This is a genomic window from Janthinobacterium sp. BJB401, assembly GCF_013372745.1.
GTDB lineage: Bacteria > Pseudomonadota > Gammaproteobacteria > Burkholderiales > Burkholderiaceae_D > Janthinobacterium > Janthinobacterium rivuli.
In genome coordinates this window covers 117,265-131,234 of sequence record NZ_JABXFH010000003.1, presented here as the reverse complement: position 1 = coordinate 131,234, position 13,970 = coordinate 117,265, and the positions used below count along the sequence as shown (strand labels likewise).

Annotated in this window: 15 protein-coding genes; 6 read left to right on the top strand and 9 right to left on the bottom strand. The window is 59.2% G+C overall.

The window, feature by feature from the left end:
- Positions 1-49: 49 nt before the first annotated feature.
- A complete protein-coding gene (locus HWE17_RS03600; protein ID WP_034752642.1) occupies positions 50-1,030 on the bottom strand; it encodes a LysR family transcriptional regulator in 981 nt (326 codons plus the stop codon).
- 206 nt (positions 1,031-1,236) lie between these two features.
- Here HWE17_RS03600 and HWE17_RS03595 point away from each other — a divergent pair, with 206 nt between their 5' ends.
- Positions 1,237-1,542 carry a hypothetical protein gene (locus HWE17_RS03595; protein WP_035823429.1) on the top strand — a complete coding sequence of 102 codons (306 nt, stop codon included), beginning with the start codon at positions 1,237-1,239 and terminating at the stop codon, positions 1,540-1,542.
- Between the two features lie 61 nt (positions 1,543-1,603).
- Here the strand turns inward: HWE17_RS03595 and HWE17_RS03590 are convergent, their stop codons facing one another.
- From HWE17_RS03590 to HWE17_RS03570, 5 genes are all read right to left on the bottom strand, one after another.
- Positions 1,604-2,200 (bottom strand): chalcone isomerase family protein, encoded by a 597-nt coding sequence (locus tag HWE17_RS03590; RefSeq protein ID WP_176387846.1) that lies wholly within the window; start codon positions 2,198-2,200, stop codon positions 1,604-1,606.
- 112 nt (positions 2,201-2,312) lie between these two features.
- Positions 2,313-2,576 (bottom strand): YfhL family 4Fe-4S dicluster ferredoxin, encoded by a 264-nt coding sequence (locus HWE17_RS03585; RefSeq protein WP_070303217.1) that lies wholly within the window; start codon positions 2,574-2,576, stop codon positions 2,313-2,315.
- 14 nt (positions 2,577-2,590) lie between these two features.
- Positions 2,591-3,088: a pantetheine-phosphate adenylyltransferase gene (gene coaD / locus HWE17_RS03580; RefSeq protein WP_034752633.1), complete on the bottom strand. Its 498-nt coding sequence runs from the start codon at positions 3,086-3,088 to the stop codon at positions 2,591-2,593.
- Positions 3,089-3,200: 112 nt separating this feature from the next.
- Positions 3,201-3,860, bottom strand: coding sequence for a 16S rRNA (guanine(966)-N(2))-methyltransferase RsmD (gene rsmD / locus HWE17_RS03575; protein ID WP_176387845.1), 660 nt, complete (start codon positions 3,858-3,860; stop codon positions 3,201-3,203).
- 69 nt (positions 3,861-3,929) lie between these two features.
- On the bottom strand, positions 3,930-4,835 hold the full coding sequence (locus HWE17_RS03570) for a DUF6279 family lipoprotein (protein WP_176387844.1): 906 nt from the start codon (positions 4,833-4,835) through the stop codon (positions 3,930-3,932).
- A gap of 25 nt (positions 4,836-4,860) precedes the next feature.
- Between HWE17_RS03570 and glmU the strand changes: the two genes are divergently transcribed.
- Positions 4,861-6,237, top strand: a complete 1,377-nt coding sequence (glmU, locus tag HWE17_RS03565; RefSeq protein ID WP_176387843.1) for a bifunctional UDP-N-acetylglucosamine diphosphorylase/glucosamine-1-phosphate N-acetyltransferase GlmU — start codon at positions 4,861-4,863, stop codon at positions 6,235-6,237.
- A 650-nt stretch (positions 6,238-6,887) separates the two neighbouring features.
- On the opposite strand, the gene HWE17_RS03560 is transcribed toward glmU, so the two are convergent.
- Positions 6,888-7,361, bottom strand: a complete 474-nt coding sequence (locus tag HWE17_RS03560) for an Lrp/AsnC family transcriptional regulator (RefSeq protein WP_035823420.1) — start codon at positions 7,359-7,361, stop codon at positions 6,888-6,890.
- A 161-nt stretch (positions 7,362-7,522) separates the two neighbouring features.
- Between HWE17_RS03560 and glmS the strand changes: the two genes are divergently transcribed.
- Complete coding sequence (gene glmS, locus HWE17_RS03555) at positions 7,523-9,352, top strand: glutamine--fructose-6-phosphate transaminase (isomerizing) (protein WP_035823418.1); 1,830 nt, start codon at positions 7,523-7,525, stop codon at positions 9,350-9,352.
- A gap of 25 nt (positions 9,353-9,377) precedes the next feature.
- Here glmS and HWE17_RS03550 read toward each other — a convergent pair whose 3' ends face one another.
- Entirely contained in the window at positions 9,378-10,244 is an 867-nt protein-coding gene (locus HWE17_RS03550) for a methylenetetrahydrofolate reductase (protein ID WP_035828466.1), read from the bottom strand.
- Positions 10,245-10,266: 22 nt separating this feature from the next.
- The gene (locus tag HWE17_RS03545; RefSeq protein WP_176387842.1) at positions 10,267-11,163 is read right to left on the bottom strand and encodes a LysR family transcriptional regulator; all 897 of its coding nucleotides are present in this window, start codon (positions 11,161-11,163) and stop codon (positions 10,267-10,269) included.
- A gap of 127 nt (positions 11,164-11,290) precedes the next feature.
- Between HWE17_RS03545 and msuE the strand changes: the two genes are divergently transcribed.
- Genes msuE through HWE17_RS03530 form a run of 3 tightly spaced genes read left to right on the top strand, consistent with a single transcriptional unit; the run spans position 11,291 to position 13,964 of the window.
- A complete protein-coding gene (msuE, locus tag HWE17_RS03540; protein ID WP_176387841.1) occupies positions 11,291-11,872 on the top strand; it encodes an FMN reductase in 582 nt (193 codons plus the stop codon).
- A 60-nt stretch (positions 11,873-11,932) separates the two neighbouring features.
- The gene (locus HWE17_RS03535) at positions 11,933-12,910 is read left to right on the top strand and encodes a DUF1852 domain-containing protein (protein WP_176387840.1); all 978 of its coding nucleotides are present in this window, start codon (positions 11,933-11,935) and stop codon (positions 12,908-12,910) included.
- Positions 12,911-12,938: 28 nt separating this feature from the next.
- Positions 12,939-13,964: a methionine synthase gene (locus tag HWE17_RS03530; RefSeq protein ID WP_176387839.1), complete on the top strand. Its 1,026-nt coding sequence runs from the start codon at positions 12,939-12,941 to the stop codon at positions 13,962-13,964.
- Positions 13,965-13,970: the final 6 nt, after the last annotated feature.

Sequence of the window (13,970 nt, the reverse complement as noted above, 5' to 3'; positions counted from 1 at the left end):
AACGCCTGATGAGAGATCATCAGGCGTTTTTTCTTGCGCAGGCTACGGTTTATTCAATATGCGGTTTCGGCGCCACGCCGCCGCCGGCCGCCGTCGCCGTCCGTAATGTCGGCGTGTTCATGCTTTCCAGGTGATTGCGCAGCCATTTGTGGGCGGGGCTGCGGGCGTCGCGCTCGTGCCACAGCATGTCCAGGTGGACGGCTGGCAAGGTCAATGGCAAATCCTTGTACAGCAGGGACTCCGTCATGCCCGTCGAGGCGATCAGATGGCGCGGCAAGACCGTGATCAGGTCGGAATTGGCGACCACTCTGCCTGCCGTGAAGAACTGGTTCACCGTCAGCAAAATGCGCCGTTCACGGTGAATCTGCGACAGGGCTTCGTCGATCAAGCCATGCGCGCGGCCGGAAAAGCTCACCAATAAATGGTTGGCCGCGCAGTAGTTATCCAGGGTCAATTCCTTGTCGGCCAGCGGATGGCCGCGCCGCATCACGCACACATACTTGCCGGAATACAGGCGCTCGTGGCGGATGGGCGAACCTGTTTCGCTCGACAATTGCGCCGCCACGCCGGGAAAGAAGCCGACGGCCAGGTCGATATCGCCGCGCAGCAGCATCGGGCGCGGTTCGCGCGTGGTCAGCGGCATCATGCGCACGTTGACGCCCGGTGCTTCCCGTTCGATCGAGCGCATCAATGACGGCAGCCAGAACGCGGCCGTCGCATCGGCCATGGCCATGCGGAAGGTGGCGTGGGTTTTCGACACATCGAAGGTTTCCGGCGTGACGGCCGCTTCCAGGCTGGCCAGGGCCGAGCGCACGGATGGCCACAGGGCTTCGGCGCGGGGCGTGGGTTTCACGCCATACGCCGTGCGGATCAGCAATTCGTCACCGAGGCTCTCGCGCAGGCGTTTGATGGCGTTCGATACCGCCGGCTGCGTCATCGCCAGGTGGCCGGCTGCGCGCGTCAGGTTTTGTTCCGTCATGACGGCGTCGAAAACACGCAGCAAGTTCAGATCCAGCGTCAGAAAACTCATGGAAAGCCCAAGATAAAAGTTGAATTGATTACTTAAAATTGATTACTTAGGAGTGTAAACCGCGCCGGGCACGAATATTTTCACTCGTCAAAAAATATTACAGTTTTCCATTCACGATTCATATAATTGGTATCAAGAAATGGAATTAGATTTATATGTTGCACTGCACTATAGTACTGGCAAATTCTATAATGCACTGGAACACTATGTCTACCTTCGCCTCCGCCCTGTACGCAGTATCCGCACCCGTGCTGGAGATTTCCCTGCTGAACACCCTGCAACTCGTGCTGGTGATCGTTGCCGTGGGCGCTTTCGCCCTGCTGTTCAAGCCTTTGCTGGTGGGCATTGCCCGCGCCATGATGCTGGTGGTGCGTCCCAAGCTGAGCCGCGAAGAACGCCTGGCGCGCCAGCAGATGCGCGAAGCGCAAGCCTTGCAGCGCACCTTGGGCAAGATGGATGGTGTGTCGCCAAGCAACGCCGCCGAACTGCGCGCCCTGTCGACCCGCGCATAAGCTCGCTTTTGCAGAAAGACAAGCCGGCGCGAGCCGGCTTTTTTTACGCCCGCGTTTTGCTTCAGGCCATGTCACCCAGCAAATGCGCGCGCAATACCGTGTCGGCCGGATGGGCGCCGATCCAGATTTTCAGCAGCGCATTGTAAAAGGCCAGGTCCGGCACCGTGTCGCCCACCTGCTTGCCGTTCAGCTTGCACAAGGTACCCTCTTCCGGCAGCCAGTCCACGGTGAGAATGTCGCCCTTTTTCAGGCCGGGCACCATTTCGAACATGGCGCCGAACTGCATCGTCTGGCTCAGCAGGCGTGTGCGGTCGGCCTGCTCGGAACTGCGCTTCAAGCCCTGCATGAAGGCTTGCCCAAGCTCGTCGGAAGTGATGTCGCGCAGCATGACGATTTCCAGGCGGCGCGGTCCGGGCAGGGCCAGGATGTCAGCCAGCTGGGTTTTCTTTTCAGGCAGGTACAGCGCGATCGTGTAGACCTTGAAGATGACCTTGTAGCGCACGCCGGCGCCGTTGAGTTTTAATTCGCGGCTGGCCAGCTGCACCGTGTCGTCCAGCTTGACGCCGCCGATCTCGACAGCCAGCGCCGGCTGTGCCAGGACGGCGCTCAGGCAGGCGGCAGCGAGGGAGCGGCCCAAACGGGATGTGCGTATTTGCATCTTCTACCTCCGTGGAAACCATGGGCTGTGGATAAGTCAGCACACAGTGTAGAACAGTTGGCAGAAGCTGGCGCCACGCAGAAGTGGCCTGGATGTGGCGCGGGAGAAAAGCTTAGGGCTTGGCGGGCAGTTCCGCCTGCAGGCGTTCGTACTTGGCCATCAATTGCTCCGGGCTTTCGCGCCAGGCGGGATTGAAGGGGATACAACTGACGGGGCATACTTGCTGGCATTGCGGCTCGTCAAAGTGGCCCACGCATTCGGTGCACTTGTTGGGATCGATTTCGTAGATTTCCGCGCCCATGTAGATCGCGTCATTCGGGCACTCGGGCTCGCAAATGTCGCAATTGATGCATTCGTCGGTGATCAGTAATGCCATGATTTCACTCTTACTTATTGCGATGAAGCAGCGTTGGCGGCAATCTTGTTTTGCAGCCAGCGGTTCACCGAGGGGAAGACAAACTTGGAGACGTCGCCGCCCAGCGCCGCGATTTCGCGCACGATGGTGCCCGAAATGAACTGGTACTGGTCGGATGGCGTCAGGAACATGGTTTCGACATCGGGCAGCAGGTAGCGGTTCATGCCCGCCATCTGGAATTCGTACTCGAAATCGGAAACGGCGCGCAAACCGCGCACAATGACTCTGGCTTCATGCTTGCGCACGAAATCCTTGAGCAGGCCGGAAAAGCTTTCCACTTGCACGTTCGGGTAATGGCCAAGTACTTCGTTGGCGATTTCCAGGCGTTCGTCGAGCGAGAAAAACGGTTGCTTGTTCTTGCTGTCGGCGACACCGACGATCAGCTTGTCAAACAGACCCGATGCGCGGCGCACCAAATCTTCATGACCGCGCGTGAGCGGATCGAATGTTCCTGGATAAACGGCTACAACCATTGCGGCTCCCTGACGATGCACCAATATAGACGCGCATTATGCCTGAAATTGGTGACCACCTTGGTGCAGTGCCTCGGGCCAGGGAGCTTTTTTGCCTCATTTATAGGCAGATTCAGGCAGTTGCCGGCACTTTGTTGTAAGTTAGCAAATGATAATAAACGGTGCCCGCCTTGTCGGCGCGGATGACTTCCCATGGCGCCATCCACTCCGGTTTTTCCAGTGCGCTGGCTTCATCGAAGACCAGCGGCAAGCCCGATTCCGCGTACACCATGCCGCCTTCCTTGAGCAGGTTGGCGCACAAGGGCAACACTTTTGCGAGGAAATCCTGCTGGTAGGGCGGATCGAGGAAGATCAGGTCGAAGCGCTGGCCGCGCGCTGCCAGGCCTTGCGCCGTCAGCAGGGCGTCGCCGCGCAGCAGTTGCACATTGTCGGCGCGCAATTTCGTCTTGTTTTCTTCCAGCTGGCGGATCACGGGCGTGTGCGTGTCGACCATGGTGACGGAGTCTGCGCCGCGGCTGGCCGCTTCAAAACCGAGCGCGCCGCTGCCGGCGAACAGATCCAGCACCTGGGCGTTGGACCAGTCGCCGTCACGCAAGTGATTGATCCAGTTAAATACGGTTTCGCGCACGCGGTCCGGTGTCGGGCGCAGTCCCAGTGCCTGCAAAACAGGCAGCACGGAGCGCTTCCACTGGCCGCCGATGATGCGCACCTGGTTCGGTGGCGGTGCGTGGTGGACGGGGACTTTGGCGGGTTTTCTAATCTTCTTTTGCATGGGGATTTCTTCAATTCGGTGGCGGCCACTATAGCATATGGCCCCCTCCCCCCTGCTGGCGCTGCCTCTCTATTTGGCTTGCGTGGCCAGGGAATTGAAATCGTCGATCCAGCCCTGCATGCGCTTGACGGCGTTGGTCTTTTGCGCCGGCGTGGCGCTCTTGATCACCGTCATGACCATCTGCGCCGTGCTGCTTTCGTAGGCATCGAAGAAGGCCTTGCGCTCGGAATGCTCGAGGCGCTCAAAACTGTCCTTGATCAGGGTTGTGATCAAGCCCACGGTCGCTTCCTTGCCGAGTTTTTCCTGGTGAACTTTCTTGACCAGGTTCAACACATTCTGCTGGCGCCGCATGCGTTCGTCGAGCCAGATCTCATTGTTCAGCGGACGCGCGTCGGACGCCTTGCGGATGAGGGCTTCCTGCTCGCTGCTGAAGCTGCCGAACCACAGTTCGAATTGCTCCATGGCTTTCTTGTAGCGCAGCTTCTGGCGCTTCTCCTGATCGCCGCTCAGGTATTTCTTGCGGTAATCCTCATTGTTCGACTTGAACTTCTTTTCCATCTGCGCAATCTGCTCGGGCTTGAGCGAGCGCGCCAGGTCGGCCAGTTCGGGCGCCGCCTTCAGCAACAGCGCCTGGGTGCGCTGCTTGATCTCGCTGTAGTCGGCCATCAGGTCCGCCTGCGTGATATTGCCTTGCAACTGTTTCTGGCCCGTGTGCAGGATTTCCACGTAATCCTTCAATTGCGTCTTGCGGTGCCAGTCGAACAGCTTGTCGATATCCTCGCGCACCCAGCCCTTCTGGTCGCGGTCCAGGTCGACATACGCGTTCAGCCACCAGTACAGCACGGTATCGCCATTGTTGTAGGCCAGGCGCAAGCCGCTGCAGCCGGCGACGAAGACCAGCAGTAAGGCCAGCACGGCATAAGTAAAGCGGCTGGAAGGCGTGGAAGACGGGGCCTGCGTGTTAAACTTTTTCATATTCTTAACTTATAAAAGACGGTCTATGAACGTTGTCATTCTCGCTGCCGGTATGGGCAAACGCATGCAGTCGGCACTGCCCAAGGTATTGCACCCGTTGGCGGGCAAGCCGCTGTTGTCGCACGTCATCGACACGGCGCGCGGCCTGGCGCCGTCCCGATTATGCGTGATTTACGGGCATGGGGGCGCAGCGGTGCTGACGTTGCTCGACGGCTACAAGGTGAACCATGCCGTGCAGATCGACGCCGCCGAGCAGGCGCAGCAACTGGGCACCGGTCATGCCGTGCAACAAGCGCTGCCTTTGCTCGATGACAGCGTGCCGACCCTGATCTTGTACGGCGACGTGCCGCTGACCAGCGCCGCTTCCCTGCAGCAGCTGGTGCAGGCGGCTGGCAACGACAAGCTGGCCATCCTGACCGTGGAACAGGACGATCCCTTTGGCTTGGGCCGCATCGTGCGCGAGCATGGCGCCATCGTGCGCATCGTCGAGGAAAAAGATGCCACGCCTGAAGAGCGCGCCATCAAGGAAATCAACAGCGGCATCATGGTCGCGCCTACCGTGCAGCTGAAACAATGGCTGTCGGCCTTGTCGAATGACAATGCGCAAGGGGAATACTATCTGACCGATATCGTTGCCCAGGCCGTCGCCGACGGCGTGGCCGTCACCTCGGCCCACCCGGCCGCCGTGTGGGAAGTGGCGGGCGTCAACAGCAAGGTGCAGCTGGCCCAGCTGGAACGCATCCACCAGAACAATATCGCGCAAGCCTTGCTCGAGCGGGGCGTGACCCTGCTGGACCCGGCGCGCATCGACGTGCGCGGCGAACTCATTTGCGGCCGCGATGTCACCATCGACGTCGGCTGCGTGTTCGAAGGCCGTGTCGAACTGGGCGACGGCGTGCGCGTGGGCGCCAACAACGTCTTCATCAACGCCACGGTGGCCGCTGGCGCGCACATCAAGCCCTTCTGCCATATCGAGGACGCCGTCGTCGGCGCCGCCTCCATCATCGGCCCGTACGCGCGCCTGCGCCCCGGCACGGTCCTGGCAGAAGACGTGCACATCGGTAACTTCGTCGAAGTGAAAAACAGCCAGATCGCCGCGCACAGCAAGGCCAATCACCTGGCCTACATCGGCGACGCCACCATCGGCTCGAAGGTCAACATCGGCGCCGGCACGATCACTTGTAATTACGATGGCGTGAACAAGTTCCGCACGGTGATTGAAGACGATGCCTTCATTGGCAGCGACAGCCAGCTGATCGCGCCCGTCACCGTCGGCAAGGGCGCCACCCTGGGCGCCGGCACGACCTTGTCGAAAGATGCGCCGGCCGGCAAGCTGACCGTCTCGCGCGCGCGCCAGGTGACCATCGACGGCTGGACGCGTCCCGTGAAAATCAAGAAATAAGCGCACGGCCCCCGGTTCGCATGACGCCGTCAGCCTGTCCGGGCTGGCGGCGTTTTTTTACGCCTGTGGATAATCCTGTGGAGAGTTGGCTGGCAACCCGGGATAAGTCTGGCCATTTTCCCCATCCCGTATTTTCTCCGTATTGTTGTGTGTGGATAAACATGTGAACAAGCATGCGGACAAGTGATGGATAAGCCCGGTATAAGCTGCGTATAAACGATAAATAACCTGTGGAAAAGACGGGATAAGTTATCGGGCCCAGCTTGCCAATCCGGCATACAAGCCAGTTTGAGCCGGCTGAAAAAGTATCGTTGGTTTTTGCTTGCCTGGACTGTGGATAAGCTTGTGCGCAATCTGAGAATAAGTGATGAATAACTTGTAAGTCATTGTATTGTAAGGATATTCAAGAGTTATTCGTCAATGCGGGTTGTGGGTAAAGCTGTGCAAAAGCCTGTGCTTAAGGCATGGACAAGCCATGGATAAGCCGGGATAAGTTTTATCCTGGAGGCTATGTATATTTATTCAGGGGCCTCATGCGAGGCTGGATGTAGCGGCTGTGGAAATCTGGAATTTTTTGTGTTGTGGATAAGCTTGTGCATAAGCAGGCGAAAAGACAGGGATAAGCCGGGATAACTTGTCTGCAGTCTGCTTCACACCGCGATGCGCGTCTCGAATTTGCTGCGGAACGTGGAAAAATAGCTTTTCACGTTGCGCACATTCGCGTGCGCGGCGAACAGGCGGTGCGCCAGCGCGTGATACGCGGGCATGTCGGCCACCTGCACCATCAGCACGAAGTCGGGCCCGGGCGAGACGCGGTAGCATTGCAGCACCGCCGCTTCTTGCGCCACCAACTCTTCGAATTCCGCCATGCGTTCCGCCGCCTGCACATCGAGCGTGATTTCCACGATGGCCGTCAGGCGCGCGCCCACCAGCTGCGGCGCGACGATGGCCACCTGCCGCTCGATGACGCCGCTTTCGCGTAAATGCTTGACTCTGCGCAAACAGGTGGGCGCCGAGACGTGGACTGCTTGCGCCAGCTCGCTGTTGGTTTGCGATGCATCAATTTGCAGGGCGTTCAGAATGCGACGATCGATCTCGTCGAGGGTAATGTTGCTATTGTTCATGATTTTAATGAATTGGGAAATATATTGAGTTTAAATGAAATAATATTTCATCATAAAATAGTTGTGAAATATTAAGTCAAAAATACACAGATTTAGAAAGCATATTTCATACACTCTGCATTAGCATGCTTGCATTGATTAAATTTTAAACAGAGGTTTCCATGTGCGGCATCGTCGGCGCAGTAGCGCAACGTAATATCACTCCCATCCTGGTCGAAGGCTTGAAGCGCCTGGAATACCGCGGCTACGATTCCTGCGGCATCGCTCTGCATGCGGATGGCCGTTTGCAGCGTTCGCGCTCCACCTCGCGCGTGGCCGAGCTGGAAAAGCAGATCGCGGAAGAAGGCTTGAGCGGTTTTACGGGCATCGCCCATACGCGCTGGGCCACGCATGGCGCCCCTGTCTCCTTCAATGCCCACCCGCACTTTTCCCCCACGGAAGAGAACGCCCGCGTGGCGCTGGTGCATAACGGCATCATCGAAAACCACGACGAACTGCGCGCCGAACTGACTGCGCTCGGTTACGTCTTCCAGAGCCAGACGGACACGGAAGTGATCGCCCACCTGGTCGAGCACATGTATAACGGCGACCTGTTCGAGACCGTGCAGCAAGCTGTCAAACGCCTCGACGGCGCGTATGCGATTGCCGTCTTCTGCCGCGACGAGCCGCACCGCGTGGTGGCCGCGCGCCAGGGCTCGCCCCTGATCGTCGGCCTGGGCAACGGTGAAAACTTTGTCGCGTCCGACGCCATGGCCCTGGCCGGCACGACGGACCAGATCATCTACCTGGAAGAAGGCGACGTGGTCGACCTGCAATTGTCGCGCTGCTGGATCGTCGACGTCGACGGCAAGCCCGTCGAGCGCGAAGTGAAGACCGTGCACGCGCACACGGGCGCGGCCGAGCTGGGCCCGTACCGCCACTACATGCAGAAGGAAATTTTTGAGCAGCCGCGCGCCATCGGCGACACGCTCGAAGGCGTGACGGGCATCATGCCGGAACTGTTCGGCGACAACGCCTATGCCATCTTCAAGCAGATCGACCGCGTGCTGATCCTCGCCTGCGGCACCAGCTCGTATGCGGGCATGACGGCCAAGTACTGGATCGAGTCGATCGCCAAGGTGCCCGTCAGCGTGGAAGTGGCCAGCGAATACCGCTACCGCGACAGCGTGCCGCACCCGAACACCTTGGTCGTGACCATTTCGCAAAGCGGCGAAACGGCCGACACCCTGGCAGCCCTGAAACATGCGCGCAGCCTGGGCATGCAGCACACCTTGACCATCTGCAACGTGGCCACCAGCGCCATGGTGCGCGAATGCGCGCTGGCCTACATCACGCGCGCCGGCGTGGAAGTGGGCGTGGCGTCCACCAAGGCGTTCACGACGCAGCTGGCCGGCCTGTTCCTGCTGACCCTGTGCCTGGCGCAAGTCAATGGCCGCCTCTCCGAAGAACAGGAAGCGGCGCACCTGAAAGCCATGCGCCACTTGCCCGTCGCCATCGCCTCCGTGCTGGCGCTGGAACCGCAAATCATCGCCTGGTCCGAAGAATTCGCGCGCAAGGAAAACGCCCTCTTCCTGGGCCGCGGCATGCACTACCCGATCGCCCTGGAAGGCGCGTTGAAGCTGAAGGAAATCTCGTACATCCACGCCGAAGCGTATCCGGCCGGCGAACTGAAACACGGTCCGCTGGCCCTGGTGACGAATGAAATGCCCGTCGTCACCATCGCGCCAAACGACGCGCTGATCGAAAAGCTGAAATCGAACATGCAGGAAGTGCGCGCCCGCGGCGGCCAACTGTACGTCTTCGCTGACGTGGATTCCCGCATCAGCTCCGGCGAAGGCCTGCACGTCATCCGCCTGCCCGAGCACTACGGCGACCTGTCGCCGATCCTGCACGTGGTCGCGCTGCAATTGCTGGCCTACCACACGGCACTGGCGCGCGGCACGGATGTGGACAAGCCACGCAATCTGGCGAAGTCGGTGACGGTGGAGTAAGGGGGCCGGATTCAGGCTTTCTTCTTCAAGGGGGCGGGGCGGTGCTAGAACGGTACTGCTCCACCCACTTCACCGACTGCGCTATGCCGCCAAACGGAAAGAAATGCAGGCTGACCTTGCCATGTGCTTCTGTCAGCCCGGCGGTCAGGCGATCAACAAACACATCCGGCCCTGCCGTGCCGAACAGCTTGCCGATGGAAACCCCGTACTTGGATAACATCGAGGCGCAAGCGCCCACGCCGCACATTGCAGCATAGCGCGCCAGCACCGCGATGCTCGCGGGGCCTGGCACGCCCACGCGCACGGGATGGTTGATGCCACGCGCGCGCAGCGCTTGCAACCACGTCAACACGATGTCGGCATCAAAGGCGAATTGCGTGACGATCAAGGGCGTCATGCCGCGCTTCTCGATGCTGTGACACTTGCGTTCAAGCACCTCCCACTGTTCAGCCGTGTTCATCACCGGATGGCCTTCCGGGTGGCCGCCCACGCCGATCACCTTCATGCCCGCGCGCTCGAAAACGCCGGTGTCGATCAGCGAGGCACTGTCGGAAAACGGCCCCATCGGGGTCGACGGATCGCCAGCGATGATGACGCAGCGCTCGACGCCGGCTTCAGCGACCGCGCGCTGGATGAATGACTCCAAGCCAGCGAGCGAGACGATACGGCGCGCAGACAAGTGCGGCATGGGCTCAAAGCCGAGCTTGCGCACGGCGCGCGCCGCAGCCAGCCGCGCGTCGTCGTCCTCGCGTGCCAGGTAGGGGATGGCAATCGTGGACCCAGGCAATATCCGGGGCGCCGCCGCGCTCAACGCAGCAATGTCCTTCGTACTGGCTTCCAGGGAATAGGCATCAGTGATGTTGCCAGCGGGCCAGGGCTGAGCGGGATGCATCAAGGGGCCGACCATAGCTTCACTACGCATGAGCGCTGGCAGGCTGGCGCGCCAGTGCGATGAAGGCCTTCACGTAGTCGATGGCGGTGTCCGTCTCGCGTGCGCCCAGGAAAATCTGCTTGGCGATGCCGCGCGGGCCCAGCCGTACAGGCACCACGTCCATCTTGGCCGCGTATTCCTCGACCAGCCAGCGCGGCAGGGCGGCCACGCCGCGGCCGCTGGCCACCATCTGCAGCATGATGTCGGTCGTTTCGATGGCTTTGTGGCGCTTGGGCGTGACGCCGGCCGGCAACAGAAACTGGTTATAGATGTCCAGACGCTCGATATCGACGGGGTAGCTGATCAGTACTTCCTGGGTCAGTTGCTGCGGTTTTACATAGGCCGCCGACGCCAGGGCATGGCCCTTGGCCACGACCAGTACCTGCTCGTAGTCGAACACGGGTTCGAATGTCAGCCCCGGCTTGTACAGCGGGTCGGGCGTGACCAGCAGGTCGATCTCGTAGCCGAACAGCGCGCCGATGCCGCCGAACTGGAACTTTTGCTTGACGTCCACATCCACGTCGGGCCAGGCGGCCAGATACGGAGACACCACTTTCAGCAGCCACTGGTAGCAAGGGTGGCATTCCATGCCGATGCGCAACGCACCGCGCTCGCCCTGCGCGAACTGGCCCAGGCGCTCTTCAGCCAGGTCCAGTTGCGGCAGCACCCGGTTCGCCACCGCCAGCAGATACTGGCCGGCCTGCGTCAGGCGCAGGTTGCGCCCTTCGCGCAGCCAGACGTCGGTGCCCAGTTGCTGCTCCAGCTTCTTCATGCTGTGGCTCAGGGCCGACTGGGTCAGGTGCAGCACGCTGGCTGCGGCCGTCAGCGAGCCTTGTTTTTCGACCTGCTGGACGATGCTGAGGTGGATGCGTTCAAGCATTGAAATGAGCCATATTCATGGATGTATGAAATAAGACCATTATACTTCATCGATCCTCCCCGCTATCATCCATCTCCTTGTCGTTGGCATTCTTCGCCCTCGCGCATCACTCCCTATGAAAGCAAACATGACACGTCCACTTCGCTTAGTCGCGGTTTCCGGCGGGCTGCAACGCCCTTCCAAGGCGGCAGCCCTGGCCGAGCACCTGATGGATCTGATCGCAGAGGAAGTGTTGTGCGAGCAGCGCCTGGTCGAGCTGGGCCAGCTCGCACCGCAGCTGGCCGGCGCGACCTGGCGCTCCCATCTGCCCGAGACGGTGGAGCGGGAGCTTGCGGCGGTCGAGCAAGCCGACATTGTGGTGGTGGCAACGCCGGTCTTCCGTGGTTCCTACACGGGACTGTTCAAGCACTTCTTCGACTTCATTGACCAGGATGCCTTGATCGACAAGCCGATCTTGCTGGCGGCCACCGGCGGCAGCGAGCGCCATGCGCTGATGATCGATCACCAGCTGCGGCCGCTGTTCAGCTTCTTCCAGGCACGCACCTTGCCGCTGGGCGTCTACGCGACCGACAAGGACTTTACCGACTACCGTCTGCAGGACGAGGCCCTGATCCAGCGCGCCGCGCTGGCCGTTCAACGGGCCTTGCCCTTGATCGGCTTGACGCGCCAAGCGAGACCTGCCGCCGCTGAAGCGCTGGTCGCGGCCTGATACGCATCACCACGGTCAATCAACATATTCACCTTTTCGCAGACATCAGGACAGATCACCATGAGCAAAGATTTTGTATTCAGCATCAAGAGCATTGTTTTCGATGAAAACTATCACCCATCGGATAGCACGCGCTTGACGACCAACTTTGCCAATCTGGCCAGGGGCGAGCGTCGCCAGGAGAACTTGCGCAACACCCTGAAAATGATCGACAGCCGCTTCAACAATCTGGCGCACTGGGACAACCCGAAGGCGGACCGCTACTCGGTAGAACTTGAAATCATTTCCGTCGCGTTGAATATCGATGCCGAAGGCGACAATATCCCATTGATCGAGATATTGAAGCCGAACATCATCGACAAAAAAAACAATGAGCGCATCGATGGCATCGCCGGCAATAACTTCTCCTCGTACGTGCGCGATTACGACTTCAGCGTGCTGCTGCCGGAGCACAACAATAATCAATCCACATTCAGCACGCCAGAGAACTTCGGCGATTTTCATGGCAGGCTGTTCAAGCACTTTGTCGGATCGACTACTTACAAGCAGCATTTCAAGAAGCTGCCGGTGATCTGCCTCAGCGCTTCGAGCAGCAAGACCTATCAGCGCACTGAAAACCAGCACCCCATCCTGGGCGTCGAGTATCAACAAAATGAGTTCTCGTCGACGGATACATATTTCGAAAAAATGGGGATGCAGGTGCGCTATTTCATGCCGCCAAACAGTTCCGCGCCGCTGGCCTTCTACTTTATCGGCGACCTGCTGGGTGATTACAGCAATCTTGAGCTGATCGGCACCATCAGCACGATGGAAACATTCCAAAAGATTTACCGGCCCGAGATTTACAACGCCAATTCCGCGGCAGGGAAGTTGTATCAGCCTAGCCTGAAGAACCAGGATTACTCATTGACGCAAATTGTCTATGACCGGGAAGAGCGCAGCCAGCTGGCAGTCAAGCAGGGCAAATATACGGAAGAGCACTTCATCAAGCCATACAAGCATGTTCTTGAACAATGGTCTGCGAACTACGCTCTCTGATTAATCACAATACACGACATCAATCATCATGAAAAAATTATTGCCTACTTCCACCGCCGGCAGCTTGCCCAAACCTTCCTGGCTGGCACAGCCTGAAAAGCTGTGGTCACCGTGGAAATTGCAGGATGAGGAATTAATCGAGGGCAAACAGGATGCCTTGCTTTTGTCACTGCAAGAACAGCAGCTGGCAGGCATCGATATCGTCAGTGACGGCGAGCAAACCCGCCAGCATTTCGTCACCACGTTCATCGAGCATCTGAGCGGCGTGGATTTCGACAAACGCGAGACCGTCAGGATTCGTGACCGCTACGATGCGAGCGTGCCGACCGTCGTGGGCGCCGTGAGCCGTCCGAAGCCGGTGTTTGTGGCAGACGCCAAGTTTTTACGTCAGCAAACCAAGCAGCCGATCAAATGGGCGCTGCCAGGCCCGATGACGATGATCGATACGCTGTATGACAGCCATTACAAGAGCCGCGAAAAACTGGCCTGGGAATTCGCCAAGATCCTCAATCAGGAAGCGAGGGAACTGGAGGCGGCCGGCGTCGACATCATCCAGTTTGACGAACCCGCATTCAATGTCTTCTTTGATGAGGTCAATGACTGGGGTATCGCCGCCTTGGAACGGGCCATCGAAGGACTCAAATGCGAAACGGCCGTGCACATTTGCTATGGCTACGGCATCAAGGCCAATACGGACTGGAAAAACACGCTGGGCTCCGAGTGGCGCCAATATGAAGAGTCTTTTCCGAAGCTGCAGCAATCGAATATCGACATCATCTCGCTCGAATGCCACAACTCGCGTGTGCCCATCGACCTGATTGAACTCATTCGCGGCAAGAAGGTGATGGTCGGCGCCATTGACGTGGCCAGCAACACCATTGAAACGCCGGAGCAAGTGGCCGACACCCTGCGCAAAGCGCTGCGCTTTGTCGATGCCGACAAACTTTACCCGAGCACCAACTGCGGCATGGCGCCCTTGTCGCGTCAGGTAGCACGAGGCAAGTTGAATGCGCTCAGCGCTGGCGCGGAAATTATCCGGAGAGAGCTTTCCTAGTCGGCT

Excerpts from the sequence above, each read along its gene's own strand:
- HWE17_RS03600 (WP_034752642.1), bottom strand. The coding sequence starts at position 1,030 with ATGAGTTTTCTGACGCTGGATCTGAACTTGCTGCGTGTTTTCGACGCC.
- HWE17_RS03595 (WP_035823429.1), top strand. The coding sequence starts at position 1,237 with ATGTCTACCTTCGCCTCCGCCCTGTACGCAGTATCCGCACCCGTGCTG.
- HWE17_RS03590 (WP_176387846.1), bottom strand. The coding sequence starts at position 2,200 with ATGCAAATACGCACATCCCGTTTGGGCCGCTCCCTCGCTGCCGCCTGC.
- HWE17_RS03585 (WP_070303217.1), bottom strand. The coding sequence starts at position 2,576 with ATGGCATTACTGATCACCGACGAATGCATCAATTGCGACATTTGCGAG.
- coaD (WP_034752633.1), bottom strand. The coding sequence starts at position 3,088 with ATGGTTGTAGCCGTTTATCCAGGAACATTCGATCCGCTCACGCGCGGT.
- rsmD (WP_176387845.1), bottom strand. The coding sequence starts at position 3,860 with ATGCAAAAGAAGATTAGAAAACCCGCCAAAGTCCCCGTCCACCACGCA.
- HWE17_RS03570 (WP_176387844.1), bottom strand. The coding sequence starts at position 4,835 with ATGAAAAAGTTTAACACGCAGGCCCCGTCTTCCACGCCTTCCAGCCGC.
- glmU (WP_176387843.1), top strand. The coding sequence starts at position 4,861 with ATGAACGTTGTCATTCTCGCTGCCGGTATGGGCAAACGCATGCAGTCG.
- HWE17_RS03560 (WP_035823420.1), bottom strand. The coding sequence starts at position 7,361 with ATGAACAATAGCAACATTACCCTCGACGAGATCGATCGTCGCATTCTG.
- glmS (WP_035823418.1), top strand. The coding sequence starts at position 7,523 with ATGTGCGGCATCGTCGGCGCAGTAGCGCAACGTAATATCACTCCCATC.
- HWE17_RS03550 (WP_035828466.1), bottom strand. The coding sequence starts at position 10,244 with ATGCATCCCGCTCAGCCCTGGCCCGCTGGCAACATCACTGATGCCTAT.
- HWE17_RS03545 (WP_176387842.1), bottom strand. The coding sequence starts at position 11,163 with ATGCTTGAACGCATCCACCTCAGCATCGTCCAGCAGGTCGAAAAACAA.
- msuE (WP_176387841.1), top strand. The coding sequence starts at position 11,291 with ATGACACGTCCACTTCGCTTAGTCGCGGTTTCCGGCGGGCTGCAACGC.
- HWE17_RS03535 (WP_176387840.1), top strand. The coding sequence starts at position 11,933 with ATGAGCAAAGATTTTGTATTCAGCATCAAGAGCATTGTTTTCGATGAA.
- HWE17_RS03530 (WP_176387839.1), top strand. The coding sequence starts at position 12,939 with ATGAAAAAATTATTGCCTACTTCCACCGCCGGCAGCTTGCCCAAACCT.